General features: G+C 51.0%; 12 protein-coding genes and 4 pseudogenes. 3 read left to right on the forward strand and 13 right to left on the reverse strand.

Translation table 11 applies throughout. From position 1 onward, the window contains the following. Nucleotides 1–24 precede the first annotated feature (24 nt). The gene (locus K1X80_RS01050; RefSeq protein ID WP_032856628.1) at nucleotides 25–762 is read left to right on the forward strand and encodes a HupE/UreJ family protein; all 738 of its coding nucleotides are present in this window, start codon (nucleotides 25–27) and stop codon (nucleotides 760–762) included. Nucleotides 763–774: 12 nt separating this feature from the next. Then, on the forward strand, nucleotides 775–1,422 hold the full coding sequence (locus K1X80_RS01055; protein ID WP_032856627.1) for a hypothetical protein: 648 nt from the start codon (nucleotides 775–777) through the stop codon (nucleotides 1,420–1,422). A 265-nt stretch (nucleotides 1,423–1,687) separates the two neighbouring features. On the opposite strand, the pseudogene K1X80_RS28025 reads toward K1X80_RS01055, so the two are convergent. From K1X80_RS28025 to K1X80_RS01070, 4 genes and pseudogenes are all read right to left on the reverse strand, one after another. After that, nucleotides 1,688–2,105: pseudogene (locus K1X80_RS28025) on the reverse strand (KUP/HAK/KT family potassium transporter); the annotation flags it as partial. A 152-nt stretch (nucleotides 2,106–2,257) separates the two neighbouring features. Next, a pseudogene (locus K1X80_RS01060) lies at nucleotides 2,258–3,583 on the reverse strand (OprD family porin). A gap of 218 nt (nucleotides 3,584–3,801) precedes the next feature. Next, nucleotides 3,802–4,134 carry a DUF2790 domain-containing protein gene (locus K1X80_RS01065; RefSeq protein ID WP_019334883.1) on the reverse strand — a complete coding sequence of 111 codons (333 nt, stop codon included), beginning with the start codon at nucleotides 4,132–4,134 and terminating at the stop codon, nucleotides 3,802–3,804. A 327-nt stretch (nucleotides 4,135–4,461) separates the two neighbouring features. Further along, a complete protein-coding gene (locus K1X80_RS01070) occupies nucleotides 4,462–5,124 on the reverse strand; it encodes a hypothetical protein (protein WP_258571538.1) in 663 nt (220 codons plus the stop codon). A gap of 121 nt (nucleotides 5,125–5,245) precedes the next feature. On the opposite strand from K1X80_RS01070, the gene K1X80_RS01075 reads away from it, so the two are divergent. Beyond that, nucleotides 5,246–6,465 (forward strand): IS3 family transposase gene (locus tag K1X80_RS01075; RefSeq protein WP_197884037.1). Its coding sequence is split into 2 segments (ribosomal slippage): nucleotides 5,246–5,591 and nucleotides 5,591–6,465, totalling 1,221 coding nucleotides; the frame shifts between segments, so codons are not numbered across the junction. Here the strand turns inward: K1X80_RS01075 and K1X80_RS01080 are convergent. The 9 genes and pseudogenes from K1X80_RS01080 to K1X80_RS01110 form a co-directional block, all read right to left on the reverse strand. Then, the gene (locus K1X80_RS01080) at nucleotides 6,457–7,056 is read right to left on the reverse strand and encodes a hypothetical protein (protein ID WP_220172616.1); all 600 of its coding nucleotides are present in this window, start codon (nucleotides 7,054–7,056) and stop codon (nucleotides 6,457–6,459) included. The genes K1X80_RS01075 and K1X80_RS01080 overlap by 9 nt on opposite strands. Before the next feature lie 2 nt (nucleotides 7,057–7,058). Beyond that, nucleotides 7,059–8,192: a nucleoid-associated protein gene (locus K1X80_RS01085; protein ID WP_034152178.1), complete on the reverse strand. Its 1,134-nt coding sequence runs from the start codon at nucleotides 8,190–8,192 to the stop codon at nucleotides 7,059–7,061. 665 nt (nucleotides 8,193–8,857) lie between these two features. Beyond that, nucleotides 8,858–9,250, reverse strand: a pseudogene (locus K1X80_RS28430) (DUF6957 family protein). A 397-nt stretch (nucleotides 9,251–9,647) separates the two neighbouring features. Beyond that, nucleotides 9,648–11,321, reverse strand: a complete 1,674-nt coding sequence (locus K1X80_RS01090) for a TniQ family protein (RefSeq protein ID WP_080761983.1) — start codon at nucleotides 11,319–11,321, stop codon at nucleotides 9,648–9,650. Between the two features lie 316 nt (nucleotides 11,322–11,637). Further along, the gene (locus K1X80_RS01095) at nucleotides 11,638–12,795 is read right to left on the reverse strand and encodes a TnsD family Tn7-like transposition protein (protein ID WP_306108736.1); all 1,158 of its coding nucleotides are present in this window, start codon (nucleotides 12,793–12,795) and stop codon (nucleotides 11,638–11,640) included. Between the two features lie 54 nt (nucleotides 12,796–12,849). Next, nucleotides 12,850–13,323, reverse strand: a pseudogene (locus K1X80_RS28355) (TniQ family protein); the annotation flags it as partial. 15 nt (nucleotides 13,324–13,338) lie between these two features. Beyond that, nucleotides 13,339–14,808 (reverse strand): ATP-binding protein, encoded by a 1,470-nt coding sequence (locus K1X80_RS01100; RefSeq protein ID WP_032857199.1) that lies wholly within the window; start codon nucleotides 14,806–14,808, stop codon nucleotides 13,339–13,341. Further along, the gene (locus K1X80_RS01105) at nucleotides 14,805–16,973 is read right to left on the reverse strand and encodes a Mu transposase C-terminal domain-containing protein (protein ID WP_032857197.1); all 2,169 of its coding nucleotides are present in this window, start codon (nucleotides 16,971–16,973) and stop codon (nucleotides 14,805–14,807) included. Before K1X80_RS01105 ends, K1X80_RS01100 begins: the two co-directional genes overlap by 4 nt. Beyond that, a complete protein-coding gene (locus K1X80_RS01110) occupies nucleotides 16,970–17,827 on the reverse strand; it encodes a TnsA endonuclease N-terminal domain-containing protein (protein WP_220172617.1) in 858 nt (285 codons plus the stop codon). The genes K1X80_RS01105 and K1X80_RS01110 overlap by 4 nt, the downstream gene beginning before the upstream one ends. Nucleotides 17,828–18,096 lie beyond the last annotated feature (269 nt).

Below are 18,096 nucleotides of genomic sequence, written 5' to 3' on the forward strand. Positions count from 1 at the left end.
ATCCCTGCAACGTAGGATTGATCTATGCATTCGCACTCGATGAGCGGCGTTGTCGCATTCACTGCGCCATCGCACCGCCCGCTACTGCTGTTTTTTTTACTTGTCACTGCACTTTTCCTCGGGATGCCCGAGGCGATGGCTCACGCCGTCGCGGAAGGAGACAAGGGCTTCATCCAGGAAAGTTCCGGCGTCTTGTTGCTGCCCTTCATCTACATGGGAGCCAAACACATGATGACAGGCTACGACCACCTGCTGTTTCTGTTCGGGGTGATCTTCTTCCTCTACCGCCTGAAAGACGTGGGGCTCTACGTCACGCTGTTCGCTGTAGGCCACTCGGTCACGCTGCTGCTTGGCGTACTGACCGAGATCAGCATCAGCTCCTACATCATCGACGCCATCATCGGTTTCTCGGTGGTGTACAAGGCGCTCGATAACCTGGGTGCATTCCAGCGCTGGTTCGGTTTCCAACCCAACACCAAGGTGGCCACGTTGATCTTCGGACTACTCCACGGTTTTGGGCTGGCAACGAAGATTCAGGAGTACGAGATCTCGTCTGATGGCCTGATTCCGAACCTGATCGCCTTCAACGTAGGTGTTGAGATCGGCCAATTGCTGGCCCTTAGCGCGATTCTCATTTTGATGGGGTATTGGCGGCGCACCGGCGGTTTCTGGCGCCACGCCTACGCCGCCAACGTCGCCATGATGAGTGCCGGTTTCCTGCTGATGGGTTACCAGATCACCGGCCTGTTTGTCTCTGCGTAAGGAATTCTGACCATGTTCAATACTCCGCTTCCAACTGTTAATGAATTGCCCAGCACTCGCAAACTGGTGCGTTCGACTGTCATTGCACTGTTGACTGCGGTCGTCCTGCTGGTGACCGTTGTCATGCCTTCGGAATATGCCGTTGATCCAACGGGTGTGGGCCGAGCACTGGGGCTGACCCAAATGGGCGAACTGAAGATCATCCTGGCCCAGGAGGCTTTGGCGGATGCAGCACCACCTCAACCAGCAACTTTAGCTCCAGCTCCAGCTTCGCAGGTTGCACAGGCTGAACCTGTTGCGACACCTGTTACTCCGCCAGTGGCGACACCTCCCCCAGCTCTGAAGACAAATCAAATGAGCGTCACGCTCAAGCCAGGTGAAGGGACAGAAATCAAACTGAAAGTGCTGAAGGGCAAGACGGTCAGCTATGAATGGACAGCGGCTGGTGGGCCTGTGAATTACGACACCCATGGCGAGCCTTACAACGGTGAAAAGGGTTACTTCCACAGCTATACCAAGGGCAAGCAAGTCAAAAGTGACAAAGGTGAATTCACCGCCATTTTTGACGGCACCCATGGTTGGTTTTGGCGTAACCGCAGCAATAGCGACGTGACCATCTCACTGAGAACGGCCGGCGATTACTTGAGCGTCAAACAGTAATCCGAAGCAGCGATGGCTGTTCTATTGCCGAAAATGCAGCGATCAACCTAGATAAAGACCATTTATCTCATCCATTTTTTGAAGAGTCATTCCATGAAAACCCCAGCAACGCTGATTCGTTCGATGCTCCTGATTTGCTTTATTGGCCTGATGACCGCATGCGGTGGCGGTGAGAAAGGAACAACATCCAAGACCGCTGAGCACGGACACTCACACGAGTAACACCCTGAATAAAACATGGCCGCATTTGCGGCCTTGTTTGCTTCTATATCTCAACCTGCGCACCCAGTTCGACCACTCGGTCAGCGGCAAATGGAAGTATTTGAGGTTGCTGTTGACGTGCTTCAGTAAAAAAGTGAACAAGCTTTCTCGCCGACGAGCCATTCCGATACGCTTGATCGGGATATCCGTCTCGCGGCTAAGGAAGTAGGTGGATTGCTTCGTGCAGAAATCCAGCTCATTCAAGTGTAAGAAACTCAAGGCTACGGCTAGGTCAGGCTCCCCGATAAGACCAAAGTGCGGGTTAACCCGGAAAAATTATTCGTCATAAGCCTAGACCTCAAACCGCCGATCATCTGGTACGCGCAGCTGTCTTCAGACGCCACAGTTAGCAACACCACCTGCTCGTGCAGAACCTGTTTATGCAATAGATTGTGCGAGAGCGCATGAGGGGCTGTATCAGCATTGTAATAACTGCCGGGTCATACCAACATTTATGTCAATCCACAAAAAAAGGCGCCACTAGGGCGCCTAAGCCGTCTCTAAACCAAAGGAGAAACAAAGAGACGGGGGTGTATTTGGCAATTGGACACCTGATGCCGATGGCTAGCGTCCGTTAAAGCAGTTGCAATGGGTATTCGACAATCAGTCTGACTTCGTCCAAATCAGATTCGAAATCGGTAGCTCGTGTCGTTGCTTGGCGAACACGCAAAGACATGTCCTTCAGAGAGCCTGACTGGATGACGTATTTGGCCTCTATGTCTCGCTCCCAACGCTTTTGGTCCTGCAATGGGGCACCATCCGCGCCGCGACGCATGTACACGCTGTTCGCGTTGGAATAGTCCGCATCCCAGCCCTTAGCGTAGCGGGTCATGAAGCTGAGACCGGGGATGCCGAAAGCCTGCATATCTAGATCGTAGCGCAGCTGCAAGGATTGCTCTTTCGGTGAGTTGAAATCGCTGTATTGGATAGAGTTATCCAAGAAAATTGAGTCGGACTGGCGAAGGTAGTCAAAGTCGTCGTTACCATTATTGCGCTGGTAACCAACGGTCACGGCGTGCGCTCCGAATTTGACCCCGGTCTTGCCGCTCCAGATGTTGTTATCGAAGCTTCCCAGAAGTTTTTTACCCTCATCAACCGCTCGGTATTAATTAAAGCCGCCGATTAGCGATACGCTTTCTGAGAGTGGATAGCTCAATGTGGTGCCCGCGTAGTATTGGTTCCACACATCCTTGAATTGGCTGGTGTAAAGACTCACACCTACGTGCTCATTGACCGTGTAATCGCCCCCTAGATAAGCGATCCATGGAGCATCTACTGCACCGGCGTAAAAAGTTGAAAAGCCGTCACGCATGCTACTGGAATTGGGTTGGCTCATCGCATGCAGCCGGCCCCCCTGAAGGGTCAGGCCTTTGATGCTGGTATTAGTGAACGTTGCACCACGGAAACTCTCCGGGAGAAGTCGGGAATCCCCATAGGCAACGACAGGCGTCGATGGAAATACGTCGCCTACCTTGACGACTGTATCCAGGAAACGCACTTTTGCGGCCCCGCCTACTTTTGAGTAGGAGTCTTCAGGTTGGCCTTTGCTATTGTGCGGCAAGACATCGACTGAGCTTCGGGCTCCCGAGCGACCATCACCTGAATCGAGCTTGAGGCCTTCCATTGCAAACGCATCAATGCCGAAGCCTACGGTACCTTGAGTAAAGCCTGATTCGAATCGGCCAATGATGCCATGAGCCCATTCGGCTGAGTAACCATTGCCCGTGGGGCTTGACTGGCCCTTTCGATAATCACGATTGAGATAGAGATTCCGATTGAGAATACTAAAGGTGCTCCCCTCAATGAACCCTTCAGGCTTTTGCTCCACAGCTACTGCAACTTGCCCCATGCTCATGCCAAGGGCAATTAGAGAAAGACCATAAATGCTTTTATTGTTCATTTAACACTCCAGGCTTTAGCTTGGCAGAGTTTCTTTATGAAATATTTTTTATAATTATAAAAAGCCACCAGCACGTGAGGATTTCTCCTACGTGCCGGCAGACATAATTTCATACAATAGATAACTCCAGCGTGACCTGAAAATTACTTCTATGTCAGCGAACAGTAAGCAGGCTCAAAACATACCGAACAAACTGGCGCAGCTAGGGCCAACGCTAACTAGCTTCCGTGAGGGCAGTTAGTACCCATAACCTTGTATTCCAGGGTGTTGAGCTTGCCCGCCGAATCTTCATAGGTCATGCGCGAAGGAGCTACGCCACAGGTTTTATTGGCTTGAGTGGTACTGATTACCTTCTGGACATCGAGGTTCATTCCATATTCATAATGAACAACTTCAGGTGTCGTCTTTCCATTTTCTAAGGCGTACTGTTCCATCGCCTTCTGGTTCTCTTGCATCATTCGACCATAAACACGGTCACCACCGCCTTCAGCCATGGCCAAAGAAGACAAGGTCAAGATGGAAACGGCAAAAAAAGCTTTTAGTGATTTCATGAATTTCATGATTTTCTCCTAGTGTTCACTTACTTCTGACTAGAGGATAACCAGTGATGCCTTTCAGAAAGCTGCCGCGAATATTACATATGCGTAAGGTGTCCCTCAGCACTGGTGAGCTCGACTATTAGAATTTTAACTTATTGGCGGAGTAGGCTGAATATGTCAGATAAGCATTAAAGATCAACTCGAGTTTCTCACGAAATACCCAAGTATTTTTTATTAAAGATACATCTCATCTATATTATGGACAGCTGCTTGGACTGCTCCATATGGATGAGTGGTTTGAGCGCAGTAAGATGAGACGAGGAACGTGTTACAAAAGCCTTATAGGCTGAGAATATTAGGGGCTACGTTGAGTACCGAAAATACCATCGCTAGGATAGCCTTTAACAGCCATAAGAAATCGTCCCGGTATTTTATCGCGGCTAGCAGCAAAGCACCGACGATTGGAAGCAGGGACAACCCCTTCAGCAACCGAAAGGTCCTGGTGAGGGTTAGGCCTTGCTTGTCGACTTGATCGATGGTGATCCTGAGCAGCCCCTGAAGTTTCGGGGGATATGTTTTTATCTTGTCCTTGAAATCATCGAAAATGACATTGAAGCTGTGTAGGAGGCGCTCCGTTTGCAGCATTTGGTTGTGAAGGATTGCAAGCAGAACCACAGAAACCGCTGCCAACCCAAGGACAAGGATAAAACCTTCGAATCTTGAGGTTGTTTTCTCCAGCACGACCAAACCCGCTAGCGATATCGGCAGGGCGAGCATCTTGCCGGCGATGTCGCCCAGCACCCCGCTAAGCTTCGTGCCATAGTCGATTTCAGCTTGGGCCACCTCCCGCCGGGCCCGCTCAAACGAGAAGCTATAGACGTAGGTTTGCAGATTAGCGCGGTATGTGGCGAGGACCTCCCGCCACTCCCGCACGATCACCAAGAACAGATTGGGCTCGCTCTCAAACTTCTCGATGACGCTAGCCACCGCCATCCGAATCATTAATTTTCGTTCGGAGAGGTGTGCCTTATTTTCGTTTTTTCGATTGAGTATTGAACGAGCCCCATGAAAGACAGGACACCGTTTCCCCCTTACGATAAGGGATAGGCAAACGGGTATGTTTATGACTAACAGCAATGATAAGGGTGGCGAGCTGCTCGGCCAGGAGCGCCGACGCCGCTGGAGCACCGACCAGAAGCTGGCCATGGTTCGCGAGAGCCTTGAACCGGGACAAAGTGTGTCCGTGGTGGCCCGACGCAACGGCATCAACGCCAACCAGCTGTTTCTTTGGCGCAAGCTGTATCAGGACGGAAGTCTATCGGCGGTCAGTGCGGGCGAGGCCGTTGTACCGGCGTCGGAACTGAGCGATGCGCTCAAGCAGATCCGAGAATTGCAGCGGATGCTGGGCAAGAAGACGATGGAAGCCGAAGTCCTAAAAGAGGCCGTGGAGATCGCCCGGTCGCGAAAATGGATTGCGCACTCACCCTTGTTGCCGGGGGACGACCAGTGAAACTGGTCAGCGAATGTCTCGGTGTGTCGCGCTCGCAATTAACGGTTCGGATCAAGCAATCGGTATCGCCTAAAGTACGGCGACGTCGGCTCGTGAACGATACGGAGTTGGTCGCCGAGATTAAGGAGCAGGTCAGCGAGTTACCGAGCTATGGCTACCGCCGTGTTTGGGGGTTGCTGCGCCGCGAGCGTGAAGTTCAGTCACTGGCTCCGATCAATGTGAAGCGGGTTTACCGCGTCATGCGCGATCACAATCTGCTGTTAGAACGCCGCATCAAGCAGCCTGGCGTGCAGCGCCGGCATGAAGGCCGAATTGCCGTTACTACCAGCGATACGCGCTGGTGCTCGGACGGCTTCGAGTTTCGCTGCGACGACGGTGCGAAGTTGAGCGTGACTTTTGCCCTGGACTGCTGTGACCGCGAAGCCATCGGCTGGGTCGCCAGCCCGACGGGCTACAGCGGTGACGACATCCGAGACTTGATGTTGGAAAGCGTGGAGAAGCGATTTGGGGATCAACTACCGAGCACGCCGGTGCAGTGGTTGAGCGATAACGGCTCGGCTTATATCGCCGAGCAGACGCGTCTGTTTGCTCGCCAGATCGGCTTGCAGCCGGTGACCACACCGGTACGCAGCCCGCAAAGTAACGGCATGGCAGAGAGCTTTGTGAAGACGATCAAGCGTGATTACGTGGCGCACATGCCCAAACCGAATCGAGAAACCGCGCTGCGCAATCTGACGATTGCCTTCGAGCATTACAACGAGCAGCATCCGCACAGCGCCTTGAAATATCGGTCGCCGAGAGAGTTTAGGCGTTTGGCAGCAGCATCAATTTAACGGGGAGTTGGTGTCCGGTCTGGTAGGGGCAAGTCCAAGTATTTCTTCCAACAAGCTCAGGTGATTGAGCTCATAGTCAAGGACCTTGACGTCAACCTGGGTAGGTAACAGAAAAGTTCTCGGAGGCTTAGCCCCATCGGGAGGCAAGGCAAAGAACAGATTAAAACCATCTTGGCTGCTGTCTTTGTCGACACCGATCGCTAGCAGTGCAAGCAGCTCGATGAGCCGGCAGACGCGCCTGAGCGCCTTAATCGCCGGAGGCTCGATGTCATCGCTATCTGCCCAACAGAGCTCAACAATGTATACGTTGCTCGGGAATTGCCCCTTGCCCAATGAGCCATTGCGAGCGACAAACTCGCCTAGGTTCGCGTAGAACCGGCCAGACTCGTTCGATGGCAAGCGAAACTCAATATCGAGAGAGTCTGCTTCTTCAGAGCAATGCTCGAACTTGCCATAGGCTGCGGGCAGGCCATCGCACATTCGCAACGCACCGATAATGTCGGGCGTTGGCATCCCCTCATAGCGGATGACTCCGTCCTCAATGGTGGGCGCTCCAATGGCGCGGTAGAGAGCTACCACATTAGAAAACATTCTTAGCCGACCCTGGCCAGCAGTTCTTTCTCGATCACACCAACCAGTTCGGCAGTCAGATTGGACAGCGTCAACTTTTTCCGTCCCTCATCATAATAAACGTCTGCGGCCGGATCCTTACCTAACGCTCCACGCTCGAATTGCAACGACCAGTTAGCCGCGTCCCCCTTGATACGGGTCTTCTCTTTCAGCGATTTCGCATTGACCGTAAAGTCGTCTGGCACCTTATGTTTCTCGCTATTCAAATAGTCTTTCAGCCCAACAATTTCATCCACTAAGTCAGCGGGTACGTGTGCGACAGCGACGTGGCAGATAGCGTCCAAGCGCGCAGATTTGCCTGCGGCCAACTGCTCCTCCAGATACTTGATCACCGCCTCTTTGGCCTTGTAACCAAAGCCTTTTAACGTTTTGTTGTCGCGAAAAAACCGTGCAACGTTATCAATGGCATTTTTGGTAGCGCGTCCGGAAGCTACTCCTTTCGCGCATCCCAGTGCAGAGATGAAATAATCGGATGCCTGACTATCACGGCCCCGGCTGATGAAGCACAGGTAGGTTGAATCCACTTCATCCTCCGCGTCATCTTCATTCTGCTCAGGCGCAGCAGCGGCCGCAGCAGCCATAGCCTTTATGGCCACGAAACTCGCTAAATTGATCCTGGCGGCCTGCTGAACCTTGTTGAGATCGACCTCTTGAATTTCCTTGGGCACATAGTTCTCGTCCAGCTGTATACCGCCGCGTTCCTTCATGCTGGCGACCAGGAAAAAGTCGGTTGCACCTGCGGTGTACTGAGCGCAAAGGATGTGTCCACCGGTCGATAAGACTTGATTACCGGCTTGCTCCACCAACTGGTCCATTGCCAAGTGGGTCAAGTCGATAAATCGCGCTTCATCATCTTGTACTTCTACGAACGCGGTGAAGCGCTCTGGAAACGGTCCCTGACGGTCATCATTGGCAAACTGGCCGTAGACCACGCTGTTGCCTTCTTTGCCGATGAGGCCGTGGATACCATTGACCAGAAAATGCAACGCGGGATTTTCAGTATCGAGCGCCACATCCTTCTTGACCACCTCGGAGATAACGCTGGTCTTGGCCAGCTTCTTGAAGCTGTGAATAATGGCAGTTTTCAGCGTAATCATAGGTCGAATTCCGTTCCGATAGTATCAATATGGAATCACTGAAAATAGCACCTTACCCAGCAAACTTCAGGGCTTATCTCGATATCAGATATCACCTAAGGGCTCCAACACCTAGTGATCAGTAAGGCTGCACGAACCCAATAACTGTATATGCATACAGCATAATACTCTATGCCATTCATCAGCACGAGGGTCTGAGCGTCGAAACGCGGACAGCATCATCTAGGCTTGTCACAGACCATAGTCTCTAACGTAGACTCAGTCTGAAAAGTTTTTCCAATCTTATCCGTCAGCGCTGGAGCACAGCTGAAGAGCGGGGACCGCCCACGCTGGATCGATCAGATCCTTCGTTTGAAGCAATTCTTCGAAGGAATCTATCCCAAAGATTACCCGAGGTTCTAGGTAATGCGCAGGAGGCCTTTTACCTACTGAAGAACAGATTTTTGGAGGGTTTGATCTCAAGACAGGTCACACAAGAACTCGACTGTCTGGACGATAGTCCGGGTAATGGTCATGTGTCGCCACTCCGCTATAGGCCTGGTTCTGGGGACGATTGTTACGAACGCCATGTCTCAGTAAGCACCGAGACAGTACCGCGATGGTTGAGTGGGACGGCGCCCAAAACATTGAGCGTCGATAAATACCACATTACGCGTCCGTGACTCTCAGTACAGGCTCAAAGCGACATCTAGGTCCGTCTGTACCCTTCGGCCGGGTCCCATCAACACATAAACGGTATTTTTGGTCTCGAACAGGCAATCGTGGGTGAAGGAAACTCCCAATGAGGTTCTTACCCAGCGGGCGCGATGGAAACGTCCTCAGCTATCGTGGAGAACAAACAAAGTGTTGACCAGTGTAGGAGTAACTCCTCCTCTAACAACGACCTTTAACTGACGGGGGGAGACCACTAAATCAACCATTATCCAGTCAGCGACTAGGCAATAGGTCCGTCCAGGGAAGTAAGATCCGATCAGAGCCACGGCGTCTGAATGAGGAAGCTCACATCCAGGTATTTTTTCACCACCAGAAACCAGTTCTGCTAGGCCCGCCAGATTCATTCATCCCTCCGACCCACTTCATAAATCGAGTCGAATGATTAATCACACCAGTCAGCATAGCTGCCCGTAAATCGCCCGACTTAAACCCCGATGAACAGCACGCAAAACTTGGCTCATCTGCTCAAAAGCTAACGTTTAGCCCTTTAGCTATGGTCTGATTTATGCCATTGCTCATGCTTGAATCCGACGTCAAAATAGATGCCGGTGTCTGCGGTACGTGAGCGATATCTGCTTCTGCGGCATAAATCCCGTATATGCGTAAACCGCTGCTATCGGTGCACATCCAATGCCCGATCAATACGCAATAGGCGTCGGTATTAACAATGACATCCAACGCCCAGCAATAAGCCACAAAAATCACCGGATCCAGAGCAACTGCGCCACGCCATAAAAATATCTACTGGAGCTTTGAATTGGACGCGATCATCTCCATGTATGCATTGCCACCCATGGGAATATCATAACCTGGTGGCCCTTCCCATTGCCGCGAGACACCGGTATTTCTAAGCATAACGTCAACCTTAATGCCGTCCTTAACCATGCTGTCTAAATCCCACTCGAAGTGATTTATGAGAGCCTGGCAGGCCACATGAGGCACTGTTGTCAATAATCTCAAGCTGGAGTTGTTTGGGGGTAACTTAAGCCTCGCGATCTCCGACATCGTCCATATAAATCTCCGTAACCTAAAATGCCAAAGAGACTCAAGATGAAGTTCAAGTTGAGCTGACAGCAATGGGAAAGACTTACGAGTCGCACGCTCCCTACTTACTTTTCGCGGCAAAAGTGCAAGCATGTTACTGATATTTACTCGCACCTGTTTTTGGGTGATGCGGTACAAGTTCTCAACGCCCTCTATAAGAATAGTTGCGTATTTTTCGTCCTCATCATTTACCACCGGCTCGACACTACTCTTCTGCATTAAGTTCCCTGTAATTTTACTCAACAACCAGTCCTTATCGTTTTCGTTGAGCCAACGGGTTACTTGATAAGCACTTACCCAAAGATAGTCCATACCAATGCCTGGCTTCACTTCAAGTAGCATTGAGATTTTTTCTCGATAAGCCTTTTTCTTATGTTCTGGCAAAGTTTTCTCTTTAAGACGGACCGTCGGGTTTGCCGAGCTAGCAAGTAGAGACTCTTCTGCCAAGCATTTCTCAAACTTTTCTGCACATCCAAAAAGATGGAGAGATATTAAAAGATGCCTTGCCAACGGCATATCAATTTGACCTCTTGTTGTCGATAGCCTAATCCATTGACTTCGAATTCCAGCTGCGTATGCCAAATCAATTTTCGAAATAATTTCATCGCTGAACTTATCACGAATACTGCTAAATAATTTAGCTGTGCCAATTAGGTTCCCATGAACAAACCCTTGCTTCTTTGCTTGACGCCGATAACAAGCAGCCAAAACCGTATATTCTATCGATGGCAGATTGCGTTGCAGAATATCATTTACAAAAACTGCAAACTCGCGCTCTTCATTTGAGGCGAGTGAGCGGTTCGTAGGTTTAACAGCGTTCCACCCGCAAGCACAATCATCGGTCAACCCCGGTAACAATCGGTTTTTACGATAGAAAGGGTGAGAGCAATTAGGGCAAGATTTAAGAAGTTCTTCACCGTGTCGCCAGCACGCTGTAACGCCCGGTACATGATGAGCTCGGTGCCAATATGCGTAGCCACACTCTATGAGGTCGGCCTGCACACAGGCCAAGCAAATTTTAGCTCTGCTATTCCTCGTACCTTCTCTCCTAGGCACTCGAGCGACATCAGATAAAACCTTGTCAAATTCCTTAGAGGATTCTTTTGATAATCCTATAAAAGGTTTGTAGGCTGGGAACGTAGTGTTAATCTCAAGCAACTCAGCCAAGTTGCCTTCTTTAACTCCCGGCAATCGAGAAGCAAGGTTTTCTAATTGCTTTGGTATGATAGATAGTTGGAATGGCGCAACGCCAAAAAGATCACGGAAAGTTTCTGCCTCGGTTTTGTTTCCGGACAAAAAATGGTATCTCGTAATACGAGATAATAGTGTCTCGTCTGGCATAGACATTGGGAAAAACAGAATACTGGACATGAGTAGCCGACTTTCTAGCGTGGGTCTGGTAGGACGCGAGTCCTGTGGATGGTGTTCTTTTATCACATATCACCGTGTACCCGGGTAAGGATTTTAAAAATGAACGCCATACAGTAGCGAACAGCCAGCAACTGTTTTATTAGAAAACAGCAGTTTTTACGCCAAAGTCAAAATACAATACACCACACATATAAATACTTTCACTGCACGCCTCGTCAAAATTCACACATCGAATCCACGCACAGCTCATATATATAGAGGCTTGTGCCGACGGCGTTACAGAGCAATATTCATACGCGGATCAGGGTGCCTTCACTCATATTTGGAGTTTTCTGAGACACGCTGTTCGATACAGCGCTGATTGAGTGATTGGCTTGCCGTCAAGTTTTAGCTTCCGCTCGGCCCAGCTCAGGCGCCGCCGATGGAATGCATCAAGGGTTTCGCATTCGGCTGCCAGTGCAGCCGCACAGTGCGGCAGCTTGTTGAGCTGCTTTTCAAACCTAGATAACACATGAAGCTCTCTGCCTATTTTTGTCCGTGAGATGCGGACAGGTTTACCTGGAAGCGCTCGTAACATTTCAGCGCATTGAACCACTTCGTTGGCAAGGTCAAGGTCGAGGTCTTTGAATCTTTCTGCCTGCTGTCCGCGCGGTCTGTGGGCTTTTCCTGGCTCTTGTGTAAGCTCGGACAGCCATTGCCGATCGTTTCGATGAAGCCACACATAATCTCGACACTCATGAGCTAGGCGAGCTCTGTATTCCCCGTCAAATCGGTTCCTCCTATCAACCAGCAGTTTCGAAAGCCTCGCCTCTTTCCATAGGTCAGGTCCATACGAAATCGCGCGTATCATTCGGTAGACGCATGTAACCGAGCTCCTTGTTTCTGACGCTATGGTCTTAGCGTTAGCCCCCATGAGCGCCAGCGTCCAGATCGTTTCAGATGCCTCACTCATATACTCATTGGTGCTTGAGCGATTGGTTGGAGATCTGTTGGCAGCTCGTCCACCAGGAGTTTCGCTATTGGCTGTTCGACTAAGCGACTCGGTAATAGGCCCGTTTGGCCGCAGTATCCTTTCCATATCGACCTTGAGCGCACAGGCCAGCAGGATGAATTTCAGCGGATGATGGGTGCCCCTCGGCTTACGCAAAAGCTTCACAATCCAGGCCGCCGGTATATCCGCAGACGACTTGCTCAGTATCGAGTATTCCCCTGAGGAGGGGAGCGCCTCAAAGAACGCAGACATGTGTCGCGCCAAAATGCCTAAGTGCAGCCGACCAGTATCGGAAGCCATTTTCAAGGCAATAGCGCTATCCAGAAACACCGAGCGAATCGCATCAGGACATAATGGCGGAACATCGGTCTCAAGCACCTGCATCGAACGCTGCGCTATTTCTTGCAGAGCACTTTGTAGATTTTGAGGGATGTCTAGCGAAATGGAGTGAGACTGAACGTCCTCATCGTCCGGTAAATGCATTCTTCGAGAGTTTCTGCTCAACCAGCGGTAATCAAGGAACCTCAACGGGGTTCCATGGTGGGGACAGATCAAAACGCCTGGAAGCTGATGCACACGGTGCCAGTACGCTGCTCCCACACAGGCCATGTCCTGTTGGACACAGTCGAAGCAAAATCGCACTCTCGAAGCAAACTCGAGTCGGCTCGCGATTAACCCCAACCTTAGCATCAACCCCTTGCCGTTTCCCGCCATCAAGATATTGGCGTCGTCCACCTGTTGCGGGGTCAAAAAAGGTTCGTAGTAGGGCAGTTGCGTATGGCGCTTTATAACAGCGGCTAGCGATAAGCCTGTATCACACGGCAGCGCCTCGACAAGCTCAGCTAGTCGACATGGAAAAGCAACGTTCTGCGAAAAGCATTTCGCGGACTGCGCTCCATCGAAAACTGCTGCGCAACTACGTACGCCACAGAGCCGGGCGTATCTTGAGAGAACGCTGTGAAGCGTCTCATCGTGGAAAACGGCCGGAAAGAAATGGAATTTGAGCCCCATTTCGTCACCCTTAATTCACCCCTTCCGATACAACGGAGAAAACTCAAAGAGATCACTGCTTATCCAACCGGCGCTCTTCAACGCCTCAATGGAGTCTTCACTTTCACTTAGCGCCTGTGCCTCTGAGGTCTCAACCGCCACCGCCGCAGGTGACTGCGATTTGACTTGGTTAACGGCCGCCACATTAGGTTTGGTAGCACTATTGTCGCTGCGACTGATGACACTGCGCAGCAATGCCAGTCGCTCCGGCCGAGCCACACCATCGAACGCCATCATGTCGCTTAGTTGGTCTTCAATCGGAAGCAAATCATCGAACTGCCGCATCCGTTTCGGATCTCGGCTTCGCAGAGCGGACAAAGCTGGCTTCAATATCTGCATCTTGGTGTTGCTCACCAACGCAATTGTCTCGGCGGTAACGCATTCCGAACCACTCTGGATCGCATACCTTTGACTGAGCACCAAAAGCTTCACCAAAAAGTCGGTGACCCCTTGTGTATGCTCATACAGCGCATCAAACACATCCTCTGTCAGTTCGACCGGCTGCTGGTACCACTGATAGCTCCAGAGGTTTTCAACAAGCATGCGCCACTCGTCATCGTCCTTCTCAAAACGTTTAAATTCGAGTACCCCGACGCCGCAGCAACGCCTTGCGTTGCGCATGACGTCCGAAAATAGGCTGATCATCGAATTTGTCCCGATGAACACCACAGGAATTCCGATGTTGTTCACTAGATGGAGGAAGAAATTCAGCATGTTGTCCTTGCCCCCAGTTTTCGCGAGGTGCAGGTTCTGAAGTTCGTCGATCAGCAAAGCTCCGATGAAAAATGTACTCGCAACCTGTTCCATTTGTTGCAACGAGTCATTGATGTTCCGAGCCCTATACCGCTTGTAGTAATCCTCATCACCTAAAGCTCGCCCGACCGCATAGAAAAATTGCTGACAGAAGCCTGCCAGCGAACCATCTCGGGGGCAGTCAAGCTTGAGCCAGGTGATCTGGGTATGAACGAACTGCTTTCCTTCATAACGCTCGTGGCGAATCGTTTGAGGGTAGAGACTCAAAATGGCTTCGAGTGCGGTGGACTTTCCAATGCCACTAAGGCCAACCAGACTGAACGTTTCGGCAGTGGACTTAAATCCATCGTGGTAGCGCTGTGCGCCCGAAAGTGAGTGAAGATGTCTGACAGTGTCTGGAGAGGTCGGGTTGCGTCCGACGTACCCACGTCGTACCAGCAATGAAAATACGGACTCCAGATCCATGTGGACCAACAAAGGCTGGACCACCGTTCTCAACCGGTCGATGCAGTGAACCCGAGTCGATCGGTCGAGGGTCAGCTCTTCTGGATCAACAGGACGGGGGAAGTTCGAGATTAGTTGCATTGCCACCTCTTCTGAGAAGATCGGTGGCAGCGCTTCGATGAGTGGATTTCCCGCGTAGTCCGCTATCGCCTGCTTCGTGTAGCTTGCGAAAACTTGGGCGCCTTTCATGAGTTTTGTCCTGGGCGCAGGCGTTTGAGCATATCGATAACCTGAGCGCTGCGAGGGCCGGCAAAGTTTTCTGAGCGATCTTGGGAGATCTCTGTCTTGAGCACAGGCGATTCAATCCTTACACCCTCTGGCACATGGGCGGTCTCACGCTCCTTGAGGCGCTCAACGGCGCGATTCTCACGAATATTTCCAATCATCTCAGCTTTGGTCGCAGGCGCTGGCTCATCATTTCGCTCAGCGATCGCACCGCTGACGACTTGATTAACTTCCTCCAGCAGCGAAATCCGACTCTCCAACTCAGCGCGTTTATGAGTCGGTGGAGTCTGGCGGTAAGCTTCGAGCAGATCGAAAATCTCATCGGATCGATAACCAGCATACTTGCTATCAGACTTACGCAAATCGCAACGGATGAACTGTTTGTTGTCTCCCCGAATCCAGATATGTGCTGAGGAATTTGGGTCATACCAACACTCTATCGACCAAACCCCGCGGCTACGGGCCTTCGCAAACCAGTTGTTCTCGATCGCTACATCACAGACATAGTGCATCCCTCGGAATAGCACACCACCCTTTTGCACCGTCGCTTGCTCGCGCGGAAGCAAATGGAGATAGACCAGCTCGTCGGGATGATTGTTTGGTTCGACATGACCATTTTCTAATGCCCAAGTCCAGATACCTGACGGCGTCGGATCGACACCGTCGTTCATCATCTCTTGAGTGAGCCTGTCGGGCTGCCTGTTGAAGCGGTTATAGTGAAGGACACACTGGATGATAATCTTGGTGAACTCTTTAATGCTCAGCGTTGCATCGAGTCGGTAATCTCGCTCGCCACGTTCCTTCTCCCTAGCAGCTACACCACCAGGAAGCCACCTGATGCCTGTCAGGTTGTTCAGGATACCGAACCGGCTCTCAACCATCGACTTCCAGTCAGGGCGGTAAGGCGGAGCGATTCCCAGCTCGATATTCAGGCCAGTGGCAAGACCCTCAGCTGCTTTCCCCAACATCTCGCCTCGATCAGCGTAGATGTGATGTGGGAGGTGATGACAGGCCCATTCCCCTGAATCGATTGTGACCCCATTGGTAGCGCAAAACTCAACCTTCGAAGTGAAAGCGTTGAAAAGCGCTTGCCTGGCTCCGTTCCAACTCGGGCCCTCTAATCCGATGTAGAGACCGACGATCATGCCGGAAAAGCTATCAATGACGACGTACACAACCGGCCGTCCAATGAGCATTCGCCTGGAGTATCCGTTCACGAGATAAATGTCCGCAATGGTGGCATCGATCTCAAACTGATGGCAGGGGCCACGAAGCCAGTCACGGACGGTTCCAGAAAGGGGGCGGCAATCTTTTAGCCACTTACGCATTCCCTTACGGCCACGTTCAGTTTCAACCTCGTCGAAATATTGCTTTCCCCAATAATCGAACTGTCTAAAGGAAGGAATTTCCGATTCGGGTAGCAAACGACCGCCTGATTCTGGATTTTTCGACAGGTCTTTCGCGGTATAGAACCTCCTGAGCATCTCAACATAGGCGTTGGTTATCGTAGAAGTCTTATCCCCGACAAATAACGAGTAGCCGATACGGATACAGCGCTTATCCACGGCATCGATAACCTTGGTCGGTGAAACGGCAATACCTTGATACCTTGGCTTCCTACCTGGGGGCTTTGCGGGATCATACTTGCGCTCAGGAACTCCGACGCCCGCATAGTTTTTCAAGAGCGCATTTCGAACTTGGCCATTGATCCAGTAACGGTACAGAAGTCGATAGATGCTCTTGCGCTGTATACCGAGCTCAACAGCTCTAGCGCCGACCATTTGACCCATCTCACCAGGAGCGAATATCTGACCTGGATAATCTGAGTCGATCAGGGGTGCGATGATGTTCCACTTTTCATCCCTTTCCCGCTTCTTTTTCTCATCCAAGTCATCCTCTAACACTAAGAGAAACTCAGGCGTAACGACCTTGGCTAGCTTCGTATCACCTGCAATGACGGATCCGCGAAGCTCCTCCAGGCCTAAACCAATCGGCTGGCGGGGCGGATCCGTTAATTGGATCAAAACGACCGCATCGTATCGCTCATTGAGGTACAAGACCCTAACGAAGCCCGGCACGACGGAAAACTCAGTAAGCGGTTCGAAACAATCATTGACTTGGACTTTCATGATAGGCCCTCCGCCGTCAGTGAAATTTTCATTGGTTTCTCAATGATTTCAAATGTTGGTAGTGGCGCAGTCATTTGAATGGGAGTACCAACCAAATCTACCTTGATCGACTTAGCCCATATCAGGTGATGATATAAAGCCCGAGAGTCTTGATAGGAGATAAATAAACGTGCGGCAATCTTTCGCAGAGATTCAGCAGTACTCCACGGGTAGGGACGACAGCTCGCTAAGTGCCCCAGAAAATCTGTGTGTAATGATGGCTCTGCCAAGGCGCGCGGCAGTTGAGCGAACTTCCTGAGTAAGCCTAAATTCTTGATCAAATCGGGGCTGAACATTTCTTCAGTGACAATGGCCCAATCAACGTGTTGGCCAGTCCAGAAACGCTTTTCGATCTCAAATTTTTCCAACGTCCTCCTGGCTTTTTTGCCTTCGAGGTCAGTGCGGTATTTAATTGTTCTGGCTACGGATTTAAAGCTGCCATCGGGCTTTTTTATCGTTAATAAAAAATCCGTGGTCATAACGTAAGGAAGCACTGTCTTCGGATACTTCGGGTATCGCACTCCCATAGAGCTCGCGATTGCTTGAGCACTTTCTCGCGGTAGCAATGGATACTGCTCGCGTATATCCACAACATTTTCCGAAAATTCACATACCAAAAAATAGGCGCGCTCTAGGTCGGAAAAGAAGTGATGGAGGCGATCGATCTTCACACCTTGGATCTTGTGGGAGCGTCCTCTGGAAGGCACGTCTTGGACGCGCAGCCACGGCAGATAACTGGCACCAGCTCCGCTACCGAATCCATTCGAAATATGCCGCTGAATATCTGTCTCAGACGAAAACCTACGACCGCGCAATGCTACCTCCTTCGTCCGCCGGGACCGCCTCTCCTCGCCCTGAAAAATAGTTATAGGAAAAAATCGCCCACCACCTGTTCATGGTACAGCCCTCTTTAGCCTACTCCCGGAGCGGAACGAAGCGGAGAATCTAGACCGATGGCTCAGCCAAAAAATGGAAAACCCCGTAAATACGGGGGTTTCGGCCTTGTGTCAATCTATGTTACGGCGTGTCAATCTTTATTGTTAAGTGTCAATCTTTATTGTTAGTAGCCACAACCCTTTCTCGT

Source organism: Pseudomonas sp. So3.2b (assembly GCF_019464415.1).
GTDB lineage: Bacteria > Pseudomonadota > Gammaproteobacteria > Pseudomonadales > Pseudomonadaceae > Aquipseudomonas > Aquipseudomonas shahriarae.